The organism is Hoeflea sp. (genome assembly GCF_039975035.1).
Taxonomy (GTDB): domain Bacteria; phylum Pseudomonadota; class Alphaproteobacteria; order Rhizobiales; family Rhizobiaceae; genus Hoeflea.
The window spans coordinates 20968-33933 of record NZ_JBDWHW010000236.1 but is presented as its reverse complement, the minus strand read 5'-3'; the positions used below and the strand labels follow the sequence as shown (position 1 = coordinate 33933).

Annotated in this window: 8 protein-coding genes; 5 read left to right on the top strand and 3 right to left on the bottom strand. The window is 60.5% G+C overall.

Annotation, left to right across the window (positions count from 1 at the left end; translation table 11 throughout):
* Positions 1–51 precede the first annotated feature (51 nt).
* The 3 genes from ABJN75_RS20775 to ABJN75_RS20765 all read right to left on the bottom strand — a co-directional run bounded on the left by ABJN75_RS20775 (position 52) and on the right by ABJN75_RS20765 (position 3611).
* Positions 52–330, bottom strand: a complete 279-nt coding sequence (locus ABJN75_RS20775; RefSeq protein ID WP_348441528.1) for a hypothetical protein — start codon at positions 328–330, stop codon at positions 52–54.
* 81 nt (positions 331–411) lie between these two features.
* Positions 412–3354: a DNA polymerase I gene (polA, locus tag ABJN75_RS20770; protein ID WP_348441508.1), complete on the bottom strand. Its 2943-nt coding sequence runs from the start codon at positions 3352–3354 to the stop codon at positions 412–414.
* Positions 3355–3422: 68 nt separating this feature from the next.
* Positions 3423–3611 carry a hypothetical protein gene (locus tag ABJN75_RS20765; RefSeq protein WP_348441507.1) on the bottom strand — a complete coding sequence of 63 codons (189 nt, stop codon included), beginning with the start codon at positions 3609–3611 and terminating at the stop codon, positions 3423–3425.
* Between the two features lie 648 nt (positions 3612–4259).
* Between ABJN75_RS20765 and ABJN75_RS20760 the strand changes: the two genes are divergently transcribed.
* The 5 genes from ABJN75_RS20760 to dnaJ all read left to right on the top strand — a co-directional run bounded on the left by ABJN75_RS20760 (position 4260) and on the right by dnaJ (position 12909).
* Positions 4260–5651, top strand: a complete 1392-nt coding sequence (locus tag ABJN75_RS20760) for a M20/M25/M40 family metallo-hydrolase (protein ID WP_348441506.1) — start codon at positions 4260–4262, stop codon at positions 5649–5651.
* A 236-nt stretch (positions 5652–5887) separates the two neighbouring features.
* The gene (locus ABJN75_RS20755) at positions 5888–8071 is read left to right on the top strand and encodes a transglycosylase domain-containing protein (RefSeq protein WP_348441526.1); all 2184 of its coding nucleotides are present in this window, start codon (positions 5888–5890) and stop codon (positions 8069–8071) included.
* Positions 8072–8323: 252 nt separating this feature from the next.
* Positions 8324–10237: a molecular chaperone DnaK gene (dnaK, locus tag ABJN75_RS20750; RefSeq protein WP_348441505.1), complete on the top strand. Its 1914-nt coding sequence runs from the start codon at positions 8324–8326 to the stop codon at positions 10235–10237.
* Between the two features lie 224 nt (positions 10238–10461).
* A complete protein-coding gene (locus ABJN75_RS20745; RefSeq protein WP_348441504.1) occupies positions 10462–11577 on the top strand; it encodes an acyltransferase in 1116 nt (371 codons plus the stop codon).
* A gap of 192 nt (positions 11578–11769) precedes the next feature.
* Positions 11770–12909 (top strand): molecular chaperone DnaJ, encoded by a 1140-nt coding sequence (gene dnaJ / locus ABJN75_RS20740; RefSeq protein WP_348441503.1) that lies wholly within the window; start codon positions 11770–11772, stop codon positions 12907–12909.
* Positions 12910–12966: the final 57 nt, after the last annotated feature.

Below are 12966 nucleotides of genomic sequence, written 5' to 3'. Positions count from 1 at the left end.
CCTGGCCGCCAGCGGCGCGGGCGTCTTCAAGCACCAGACCCTGATTGTCAGTCACGTTCTCCAATATCTCACCCGCAAGCCTTGCCGGTTGCGGAATACCAAGCCGGGCAATCCTGTTGCAATGGCAAAAGCCAAAAATGGCAGCAGCGTCTGCATGAGGGCGTAAACGCCGATGGCGCTGCCTGGTCCACCGGCGATATCAGGAAATCGGCCAGTACCAACGCTGCGGTCGGTGTGCTGGCAAACACGGTCAGGGATTTCGGCATGGCAGGCGCCTTCGCGAAGCAAAATCAAGCCCACCCTCCATTGGGCGTTGATGGCGTCAGACAAATACCGTCTGTCGCAAAGTCACAATCTTTTAACGCCCGTATATACAGCCAGCCCCGCAATATGGCCCAGGCGTGCCTGACGCTAATGCGCCTCGTCCCAATTCAGTGCGGCACGTGCGTCGACTTTCAGCGGCACCGCCATGTCGATGGCAGGCATGGCGGCGTTTTCCATCACCTCGACAATGGTTGGAATGATCTTTTCCGCATCCGTTTCCGCTGCTTCGAAGATCAGTTCGTCGTGCACCTGCAACAGCATCCGCGCCTTCAGCCCGGCGGCGTCGAGTGCCGGCTCCATCCGCAGCATGGCGCGGCGGATGATGTCGGCGGCGGAGCCCTGAATCGGCGCATTGATGGCGGCGCGCTCGTTGAAGGCGCGCACCTGTGCGTTCGGTGACTTGATTTCGGGATAATGCGCCCGGCGGCCGAAGATGGTGGTCACATAACCATGCTCCTTGGCTTCCGCCTTGGTGGCTTCCATGTAGTCCTTGATGCCGGGGAATCGCTCGAAATATTTGCGGATATAGTCTCCCGCCTCCGACCGCTCGATGCCAAGCTGGTTGGCCAGCCCGAACGCCGAAATGCCGTATATAATGCCGAAATTGATCGCCTTGGCGCGACGGCGCACTTCCGACGGCATGCCCTCAATGGGAACGCCGAACATTTCAGACGCGGTCATGGCGTGAATGTCGACGCCATCGGCGAAGGCCTGGGTCAGTTGCGGAATATTGGCGACATGCGCCAGCACCCTGAGTTCGATCTGGCTGTAGTCCGCCGAGATCAGCACATTGCCGGGTTCGGCGATGAAGGCGGTACGGATCTTGCGGCCTTCGGCGGTACGCACCGGAATGTTCTGGATGTTGGGATCGGACGATGACAGCCGTCCGGTGGTCGTCGCTGCCATCGCGAACGAGGTGTGCACCCGTTTGGTCTCGGGATTGATGAAGCCGGGCAGCGCGTCGGTATAGGTGGATCTGAGCTTGGTCAGCTGCCGCCAGTCAACGATCTTGCGCGGCAGTTCGTGTCCGGCGGCCGCGAGATCTTCAAGCGCCTGGGCGGAGGTGGACCATTGCCCGGTCTTGGTCTTCGAGCCGCCCGGCAGGCTCATCTTGTCGAACAGGATTTCACCGAGCTGCTTGGGGGAACCGACATTGAAATTCTCACCGGCCAGCTCCTGGATTTCTGCTTCCAGCGCTGCCGCTCCCTGCGCCAGCTCGCCCGAAAGCCGTGACAGGATCTGCCGGTCGACGCGGATGCCGCGCTCCTCCATGCGCATCAGCACCGGCGCCAGCGGCCGCTCCAGCCGCTCGTAGACCGCCGCCATGCCCTCGGCCACCAGCCTTGGCTTGAGCACATGCCAGAGCCGCAAGGTCACATCGGCATCTTCCGCGGCATAGGCGGTGGCCTTGTCGATCATCACTTCAGCAAACGGAATCGAGCTTTTGCCCGATCCGGCGACGTCCTTGTAGGAGATGGTGGTGTGGCCGAGCCAGCGTTCGGCCAGCGCATCCATGCCGTGGCCGCCGCGACCGGCGTCGAGCACGTAGGACAATAGCATCGTGTCGTCGAAGCTGACGATCGAGATATTGTGCCGGACCAGAACCAGCATGTCATATTTGAGGTTCTGCCCGACCTTGAGCACTGATGGATCTTCCAGCAGCGCCTTGATCTCGTCGAGTGCCGAGCGCACCGGCATCTGTCCCGGCTGCAGTCCGCCGCCGCCAAGCAGATCGCCAGCGCCGTTGGAATGGATCAGCGGCGCATAGCAGGCCTTGACCTTGAGCTCGCCGGTATCCGGCGCGGTTACCGGGACCGCCAGCGAAAAGCCGACCAGTTCCGCCTGCATCGCATCAAGCGAGGTGGTTTCGGTGTCGAACGCCACCACCCCGGTCTCTCGCGCCATCGCGCACCAGGCCTTGAGCTGGTCTATGTCGCGCAGCGTCTCGTAAGCATTGGTGTCGATCTTGGCCGCGACCGCAGCTTCCGCGCGCCGTTTTGCAAGATCCTGCGGCGTGTCGTCGCCGCCAGATCCTGTTGAGCTTCTGGTCGCTGCAGATTGGCCCGGATCGAGATCGGGTCCGCGCAGTTCCGAAGCCGCATCAACTGCGATTTCGGCCGCATCCACCGCACCGGCGTCGGTATCCGTGGCTTCGGCGACGCGCCGGGTCAGCGAGGTAAACTCCATGCCCTTGAGGAACGCCACCAGCTTCGGCCCGTCGAGCGGATTGAGCACCAGTTCGTCGAGCTTCTCGGCGACCTCGACATTATCACAGAGCCGCACCAGCTCGCGGGAAATCCGCGCCTTGTCGGCAAATTCGATGATGTTCTCGCGGCGCTTGTTCTGCTTGATTTCGCCGGCACGCTCAAGCAGCGTGTCGAGATCGCCGAATTGCTCTATCAGCTGTGCGGCAGTCTTCGGCCCGATGCCGGGGATGCCCGGCACATTGTCGACCGAATCGCCGGTCAACGCCTGCAGATCGATCATCTTCTCGGGCGGCACGCCCCATTTGTCGATGACTTCCTGCACGCCGATCTGGCGGTCCTTCATCGAGTCATACATCGACACCTGCGGGCCGACCAGCTGCATCAGGTCCTTGTCGGACGAGATCACCGTCACATCGGCGCCGGCTTCGCGCGCCAGCCGCGCATAGGTGGCGATCAGGTCGTCGGCCTCGAATCCCTCCATCTCGATGCAAGGAAGGTCGAAAGCCCGCGTTGCCTCGCGGATAACGGCAAATTGCGGCACCAGATCTTCAGGCGGCGCCGAGCGGTTGGCCTTGTATTCGGGATAGAGTTCGTTGCGGAAGGTTTTCGACGAATAGTCGAAAATCACCGCGAAATGGGTTGGTGTCACCCCCACCGAGGTGTCGCGCGTGTCCACCATCAGCTTCCACAGCATGTTGCAGAAACCGGCCACGGCGCCGACCGGCAGCCCGTCGGACTTGCGCGTCAGCGGCGGCAAGGCGTGATAGGCGCGGAAAATGTAGCCGGAGCCGTCGACGAGGAAGAGATGATCACCTTTTTTCATGGTGCAGGATTAGCGCGGGGTGCCGCCAAGGTCCATGTGTTTCGCACTCGATATGCCGGGAAAAGCAGTCAATTTCGCGCCAGAATCCAGCGCACCAGGTCCTGCAGCAACCGGTTGAGGATCATTATCCGGCGTGACAGGCCGGCGGCAACGGTCTGACGTCGCTCCGCACTACCCTCAAGAACTGCGTCCGCCATGACCTCGGGCGAGATTGTTGACTTGCCCCGGCCGGATGTCATGTCGGTGTCGACAGGCATCGCAGCCCAAACGAACCCACGTCGCGCAAAAGTGTCCTGCGGTTTTGCGATAACGACTTGAAGAAACAAAGAGCTAACGCGTGTCGCCTGACCCATAGGTTACCTGGCGGGTCAACATGGTCGTTGGTGCGATTCAAGCTGAACAATGAGATAAGCAGAGTCGCATCCTTTAGGGGATGCTAAAATATTGATTTCGCGCGATAATCCATAAATATGCAGCGCATGGGTGAATTTTCGGGGCGACCTGGCTCCCTCCGCGATCACACAATGGTTACCAATTTGTAATCTTCTGCAATACTTTGTGTCCTTGAAAAGCCACATTCCCGGGGCCAGATCATCAACATCGGCAAACGAATAAGCCGCTGTCTGGAACTCCGGCTCGTCCCCCGCCGCCTCCAGACCCAGGACAAGGGCCTCCCCGCCCCCTCTTGTGGCCCTTGTCCGATCAATATGCCGCCATGACCTCCCCCCTGGTCATGGCGGCTTTTCTTTGTCCGGTCCGGACCGCGCAAGGTCCTGTGTGGTTGATGTCAAATCCGGCCGCTTTCACATGCCTCGACTTGCAGCCGAATTTTCACTCCCGGATCGGGTCCGGAATGGCGAATTATGCAGTAGTCTTTGCGCTTCTGATTCCCTACGGAGCTTGCCATGACAGACCTGACCGCCGCCCTTTCCGCCGCCGATGCCAATCTCGACGAGAGTCTTGAGCGTCTGTTCGGGCTCTTGCGCATCCAGTCGATCTCCACCGATCCGGCCTATGCGCCTGAATGTCGCCGCGCCGGCCAATGGCTGGTCGATGAACTGGCATCGCTCGGCTTTGACGCCAGTCTGCGCGATACCACCGGCCATCCGATGGTGGTTGCCCATCATCCCGGCGCCACGCCGGATGCGCCACATTATCTGTTCTATGGCCATTACGACGTTCAGCCTGTTGATCCCCTGAACCTGTGGGACGAGCCTCCGTTCGAGCCGGCGATCAAGGAAATCGCGCCGGGTCGCAAGGTTATCACAGGCCGGGGATCGTCCGACGACAAGGGGCAGCTTATGACCTTTGTCGAGGCCTGCCGGGCCTGGAAAACCGCAGCCGGGTCTTTGCCATGCCGCATCACCATCCTGTTTGAAGGCGAAGAGGAATCCGGGTCGCCGTCACTCAAGCCGTTCCTCGAGGCCAATGTCGAGGAACTCAAGGCCGAATGCGCCCTGGTTTGCGACACCGGCATGTGGGACCCCGAGACACCGGCCATCGCGGTGGCGTTGCGCGGTCTGGTCGGTGAGGAAATAACCATCCGTGCCGCAGACCGGGATCTTCATTCGGGCCTGTTCGGCGGCGCGGCTGCCAATCCGTTGCATATCCTGTCGGCCATCCTTGCCGATCTGCATGACGAGACAGGCCGGGTGACGCTTGAGGGATTTTACGACGGCGTCGAGGAAACGCCGGCACAGGTTCTTTCCAGCTGGGAAAGCCTCGGCCGCGACGCGGAAGGATTTCTCGGCGAGGTCGGCCTTTCGCTCCCTTCAGGAGAAAAGGGCCGGTCGGTGCTCGAACTCACCTGGGCGCGCCCGACCGCCGAGGTCAACGGCATGTGGGGCGGCTATACCGGCGAGGGTTTCAAGACCGTCATCGCGGCGCAAGCCTCGGCCAAGGTGTCATTCCGGCTTGTCGGCAAGCAGGACCCAGATCAGGTCCGCGCCGCCTTCCGCGCTCATGTGGAAGCCCGTCTTCCTGCCGATTGCACGGTGAGTTATGCGCCTCACGGCGGCTCGCCCGCAATTCAGTTGCCTTATGATTCGCCGGTGGTCACCAAGGCCCGCACAGCGCTCACCGATGAATGGCCAAAGCCGGCCGTGATGATCGGCATGGGCGGTTCCATCCCGATTGTCGGCGACTTCCAGAACATATTGGGGCTGCAGTCGATGCTGTGCGGTTTCGGTCTGACAGATGACCGCATCCATTCCCCCAACGAGAAATACGACCTGATATCCTACGCCAAGGGAATCCGCTCCTGGATCCGCATACTGGAGACCCTGTCGACGCGATAGGCGCGGGTCTGGTCAAGACGGACGATCCGGCGCGCGGGTTCAATGCGAAAAGGGGCGGTTTCCTTAACCGCCCCTTAAATCGTCGCATTTAGGGTGTTTTGCGATCACCGGGCAGTTTCGGAGCGGGACACCGAATGTCCCTTTCCGGAATTGCAGTCGAACCAATACCCCGGCTCGCGGACGCAATTGTCACGATTGCCAGGCTGACCGGGTCCACAACAGCATCCGGATCATTCATGGCGCGCAAGAAATCCAGCTCGAACCGTATCGAACCTTCTTTTGAGGGCGGTCGGTCCAAAGCGAGCGCAAGGACGATTGCCGATGAACGGGTGGCAGGCAAGTCCACGCCGCCCAAGCGCCGCAAGAAATCCTCGCCCAAAACCCGCAAACCCAAGTCACGGACATCGCGGAGCCGCCTTGCTGGCGTGCTGCGCGGCATGGTCTATTGGTGTTTCGTGCTGGCAATCTGGGGCGGCATCGCTATTGCCGGCGTCGTCGCATTTTACGGCGCCCGCATGCCGAGTGCTGCGACATGGTCGATTCCGGACCGTCCCCCGAATGTGAAAATCGTCTCGGTCAAGGGCGAGATCATGGCCAATCGCGGCGCCACCGGCGGCGAAGCGCTGCTTCTGGGCGATATGTCACCCTATATTCCCGAGGCCGTGATTGCCATCGAGGATCGCCGCTTCTATTCGCATTTTGGCGTCGACCCGATCGGATTGGCGCGGGCCATGGTCTCTAATGTGATGGCCGGGCGGATGGTCCAGGGCGGATCGACCCTGACCCAGCAATTGGCCAAGAACCTGTTCCTTTCGCCGGAGCGCACCATTGAACGCAAGGTTCAGGAGGTGCTGCTGGCCTTGTGGCTCGAACACCGTTTCACCAAGGACCAGATCCTTGAAATGTATCTCAACCGCGTGTTCTTTGGCTCCGGCGCCTATGGAGTCGAGGCTGCGTCGCGGCGCTATTTCCGCAAACCGGCCCGCGACGTATCCCTGGCCGAGGCCGCTCTTCTCGCGGGGCTGTTGAAGGCGCCGTCGCGGTTGTCGCCCGCGCGTGATCCCAAGGCCGCCGAGGCACGTGCGCAAGTCGTGCTTGCCGCCATGCGTGATCATGGTGTGGTGTCCGACAGTGAAATCGCCACCGCGCTGACAAGCCCGCAGGTGCGCGCCAAAAGCTATTGGACCGGGTCCGAGAATTATGTCGCGGATTTGGTGATGGAAAGATTGCCGGATCTGGTCGGCAAGATCACCGAAGATCTGGTGGTCGACACGACAATCGATTTCCATCTGCAGCGCGAAGCTGAAAGGACGCTGCGCGCCGCACTTGAGGAGAATGGCGCCAGGCTCAAGGTCGGCCAGGGCGCGCTGGTTTCTGTTGATGGCACCGGCGCCGTCAGGGCGCTGATCGGCGGTCGCGAATATGCCACCAGCCAGTTCGACCGGGCAACCGATGCGTTGCGCCAGCCCGGGTCCGCGTTCAAGCCGTTTGTGTATACCGCAGCACTTGAACAGGGCCGCACGCCGCTGTCTGTGCGCAACGATGCGCCGGTCCGGATCGGCAAGTGGACGCCGGAAAATTATGACGGCAAGTATCGCGGTGAGGTGACCTTGTCGGATGCGCTGTCCGATTCGCTCAACACTGTGGCGGCGCAGCTTGTCATGGAAGTCGGGCCCAGAACCGTGGTGCAGACCGCCCACCGGCTTGGCATCGAAGCGCCGCTCAAGGCCAATGCGTCGATCGCCCTGGGCACGTCCGAAGTGACGTTGCTGGAACTGACCGGAGCCTATGCGCCGTTCATGAATGGCGGCTACAAGGCCACACCGCACGTCATTCGCCGGGTTTCCACCCAGGCCGGCAAGGTGCTTTACGAAAACACCTATGACAATCCACCGCGGGTTATCGATCCGGCCGTTGCCGGCATGATGAACCGCATGCTGGTACGTGTTGTCGAGCAGGGAACCGGCCGCAAGGCGCGGCTGGACGGCTGGCCGGCGGCCGGCAAGACCGGAACCACCCAGTCCTACCGCGACGCCCTGTTCGTCGGATACACCGCCAATCTTGTCACCGGCGTCTGGTTTGGCAATGACGACGGCAAGCCGATGAAGAATGTCACAGGCGGCGGGCTTCCGGCCCAGACCTGGAAGAAGTTCATGCAGGTTGCCCATTCGGGGCTGCCGCCGGCAAACCTGCCGCTGGGAAATCCGGTTCCGCCGGTGGCGCTTGACGGTCCCGCGCCCACCGACACCGATGCCGTGGCCGATCTTGTCCGCGATCTGGCGCCTGTGCCGGTTTCGCGCGACGCCACGAGCGCCACCAGTCAGGGCGTTCCGACCCAGCCTGCCGGCATTGGCGTAGCCTCGTCCCGGCCCGACAACGGAAAACGGACTACCTTGCTTGATATCCTGTTGGGCAATTAGAACCGGATTGACCGCTTTATCTCGCAAAAACAGGCGTGAACCGCCCATCTGGGCAATCCGCGGCGCTTGCAGTCTGTCGGGGACATTCTTATATACGCCTCAACGCTTCCAGCGGGCGCCGTATTGAAGCGGTCCTGATTGGCGGCGGAAACGGATGATCAAGATTATCCTGTTTTCAGTAATGTCCCGTTAGGGGCTGTCGAATGGAACGCCTGACCGGGTCCCGGCAGCTCGCTTCAAGGAGAAAGTAACATGGCGAAAGTAATCGGTATCGACCTCGGAACCACCAATTCCTGCGTTGCAGTGATGGATGGCAAGGAGGCCCGCGTGATTGAAAATGCGGAAGGTGCCCGCACCACACCGTCAATGGTGGCCTTTAATGATGACGGCGAACGTCTGGTTGGCCAGCCGGCCAAACGGCAGGCGGTCACCAATCCGGAAAATACACTGTTTGCAGTCAAGCGCCTGATCGGCCGGCGCTACGAAGACAAGGCCGTGTCCAAGGACAAGGAACTGGTTCCGTTCAAGATCGTCCGTGGCGACAATGGCGACGCCTGGGTCGAGGCCAATGGCGACAAGTATTCGCCGGCTCAGGTCTCTGCGATGATCCTTCAGAAGATGAAGGAAACAGCCGAGTCCTATCTTGGCGAGAAGGTCGAGAAGGCCGTCATCACGGTTCCGGCCTACTTCAACGACGCCCAGCGTCAGGCCACCAAGGATGCAGGCAAGATTGCCGGTCTTGAAGTGCTGCGCATCATCAACGAGCCGACCGCTGCTGCCCTGGCCTATGGCCTGGACAAGACCGAAGGCAAGACCATTGCCGTCTATGACCTTGGCGGCGGCACCTTCGACGTCTCGATCCTCGAAATCGGCGACGGCGTCTTCGAAGTGAAGTCGACCAACGGCGACACCTTCCTGGGTGGCGAAGACTTCGACATGCGCCTGGTTGGCTATCTCGCCGACGAGTTCAAGAAGGAGCAGGGCATTGACCTGAAACAGGACAAGCTCGCGCTGCAGCGCCTCAAGGAAGCTGCCGAAAAGGCCAAGATCGAGCTGTCGTCCGCTTCACAGACCGAAATCAACCTTCCCTTCATCACCGCCGATGCCTCCGGGCCGAAGCACCTGACCATGAAGCTCAGCCGCTCCAAGTTCGAAAGCCTGGTCGATGATTTCGTCCAGCGCACGATCGCGCCTTGTAAGGCTGCGCTCAAGGATGCGGGGCTTCAGGCTGCAGACATCGACGAAGTGGTTCTGGTCGGCGGCATGACCCGCATGCCCAAGATCCAGGAAGTGGTGAAGAAGTTCTTCGGCAAGGAGCCCCACAAGGGCGTCAACCCGGATGAAGTCGTTGCCATGGGCGCCGCCATTCAGGCTGGCGTGCTGCAGGGTGACGTCAAGGACGTGTTGCTGCTCGACGTGACCCCGCTGTCGCTCGGCATCGAAACGCTGGGTGGTGTGTTCACCCGTCTGATCGACCGCAACACCACGATCCCGACCAAGAAGAGCCAGGTTTTCTCCACCGCTGAAGACAACCAGAATGCCGTGACGATCCGGGTCTTCCAGGGCGAACGTGAAATGGCCGCCGACAACAAGGTTCTCGGCCAGTTCGATCTCGTCGGCATTCCGCCGGCCCCGCGCGGCGTGCCGCAGATCGAAGTCACCTTCGACATCGACGCCAACGGCATCGTCAACGTCTCTGCCAAGGACAAGGGCACCGGCAAGGAGCACCAGATCCGCATCCAGGCATCGGGTGGCCTGTCTGACGCCGATATCGAGGCAATGGTCAAGGAAGCCGAGGTCAATGCCGAGGCCGACAAGAAGCGTCGCGCCGTCGTCGAGGCCAAGAACCAGGGCGAAAGCCTGGTGCACTCCTCGGAACAGTCGCTCAAGGATTATGGTGACAAGGTCTCCGAAGAGGATCGTGCCGCCATTGCCGACGCCATTGCCGCGCTCAAGGCAGCCGTGGAAGCCGAAGAGCCGGACGCCGAAGACATCCAGGCCAAGAGCCAGACTCTGATGGAAGTCTCCATGAAGCTTGGTCAGGCCATGTATGAGCAGGCCCAGACTGATGGCGGCGAAGGTGAAGCCGAAGGCGACGAGAAAGTCGTCGACGCCGATTTCGAGGAAGTCAAAGACGAAGACGACGACCATAAGAAATCCGCCTGACATCCGGTCTGACATAAGCCCGGCATGAACGAAGGGCTCCGCTTGCGGGGCCCTTTTTACGTTTACGATGTTTTCAAGCTCCGTTTGTGAAAGCCGGCCCGGATCATTATTCAGTGATTCATGAAATACTTATCAAGCACACCGGAATGGCATTGCGAATATGAAGTCCGGACATTCCAGACCCTCTGCAAGCTCTTTTCCAGGCCTTGCAGCAGGTTGGCATCATGGATTGGAGTACGGTAGTGAAGCAGACCTACAGGTTGTTTGGGGTCTGGAGACTTCTCGCCGCGATGCTGGTGATGGCCTATCACTTCGCGCACTCCGCGCCGAACCCGGAGCCGGTCGTCAAATGGTTCGAGCATATGCTGCCGCTGCTCGACATGTTTTTCATCATGTCCGGCTTTCTGATTTTCGAACATTATGGCCGCATGGAGAATACCGGTGAAAACTATGCCGGTTTCCTGATCAAGCGGCTTTCCCGGCTTTATCCGCTTCACCTGATCACGCTTTCATTCTTCGTTGCGTTCGCGGTGCTTGTTTACTTCGGTCTGGTCAACTCCCAGGGTGCCGACACCCGCTATGATCTGACGGCACTGCCAGCCAATCTGATGCTGATCCAGGCTTGGGGCGTGGATTCCGAATTGACGTTCAACTATGTGTCCTGGTCGCTTTCGGGAGAATGGTTTGCCTACCTGATATTCCCGGTCGTGCTTTTCGCTTTCGCTCGCGGCCGGGCCTTTGGACTGGCGCTGCTGGTGGCGACCATCATCGTGGCACTGGAGATTGCCGATCACGGTGCGACCGAAAAATACGACTACTGGTTCAACACCAAATTATGGGCCGCATATCGGGTGGCGGCGGACTTTTGTTTCGGCGCTTTGCTTTGTGTCGTCACACGGCAAATCAAGGTGCCACGGCGCTGCCAGTGGTTGGCCTGGGGCATGTTTGGCGGCGTTTTCGTCGCCATGTTCTCCGAGGCCAATATCTATCTCACGCTCGGATTGTTCGGAGTGGCCATTGTCCTGGCAGCCCTGGCTGACCGGACCGGGAAGGATGAAACGGCATGGCTTGATCCTGTCATGCCTGTGGCAACGGTGTCGTTCGGGATTTATCTCTGGCATCCGGTCATCGAACTTTTCGCCTACTCGCTTTTGTGGAAACGGTTGATCGGAATTGACGATCCTGCGCTGTTCTGGCTCTTTTTGCCGCTCCCCATGATCTTGACCATCGGTGTGGCGCTGGCATCCGCACGCTGGTTTGAGCGGCCCGCGGGCAAGTGGATCGAAACAACCCTTGTCGGTCTCATCGGACGCCGTCGATTGTCTCGGCAACAGGTTTGAAACCGGGCTGTGACGCACTGTGAGGCGTATTGGGGGCTAGAATTTTTCCCGACGAGTGACTACATGACGCAGGAACGCGTTCAGGCGCGAGTCCTCCTCACCGGTTGAGGCGGGGCATGTGTGAGTTCTTGTGCGTCCATCGAGCCTGCGGCATCGCTATGGACGCTCCCGGAAGAGAGATAGACGGATACTATGGCCAAGCCAGACTTTTACGAAACGCTTGGTGTGGCGCGTGGCGCGGACGAGAAGGAGCTGAAAAGCGCTTTCCGGAAACTCGCCATGAAATACCACCCGGACAAAAATCCCGACAGTTCCGACGCCGAGCACAAGTTCAAGGAGATAAACGAGGCTTACGAGACCTTGAAGGATCCTCAGAAGCGCGCAGCCTATGACCGCTTCGGTCACGCCGCCTTTGAACAGGGCGGTCCTGGCGGAATGGGGGGCGGTTTCGGCGGTGGCGGCGGGTTCTCCGACATCTTCGAAGATATCTTCGGCGAAATGATGGGAGGCGGTCGCGGTGGCCGCCGCTCGTCCGGCGGTCGCGAACGCGGCGCCGATCTGCGCTACAACATGGAAATCTCGCTTGAGGAAGCCTATGCGGGCAAGACCGCGCAGATCCGGGTTCCCACCTCGATCACGTGCGATGTATGCTCCGGCTCTGGCGCCAAGCCCGGTACGCAGCCGACCACATGCGCCACCTGCGGCGGCGCGGGCCGTGTGCGCGCGGCACAGGGCTTCTTTTCAGTTGAACGCACCTGCCCGACCTGCCACGGTCGTGGCCAGACCATTACCGACCCTTGCACCAAGTGTGCCGGACAGGGCCGTGTGACCGAAGAGCGCTCACTGTCAGTCAATATTCCGGCAGGCATCGAGGATGGCACCCGCATAAGGCTTGCTGGCGAAGGCGAAGCCGGCATGCGCGGAGGCCCGACCGGCGATCTCTACATTTTCCTGTCCGTGCGACCCCATCCGGTTTTCCAGCGGGAGGGTGCCGATCTGTATTGCACCGTGCCGATCTCGATGACCTCGGCGGCGCTGGGCGGCAAGTTTGACATCACCACGATGGACGGCGCGCGCTCACGCGTATCGGTGCCCGAAGGCACCCAGCCAGGCAAGGAGTTGAGATTGCGCGGCAAGGGCATGCCGGTGCTGCGCTCCGCTCAGTTTGGCGACCTCTATATCCGGATCTCGATCGAGACCCCACAGAAGCTGTCCAAACGGCAACGCGAACTGCTGATGGAATTTCAGGAACTGTCCTCCAAGGAGACCAGCCCCGAATCAACCGGCTTTTTCTCACGGATGAAGGGCTTTTTCGATACGCTGACAGACTGATCTTGCGGCCCGGACTGGCGTCGCCCAAGAGAAACCGTGTTGTGCCCAGATCGCGTC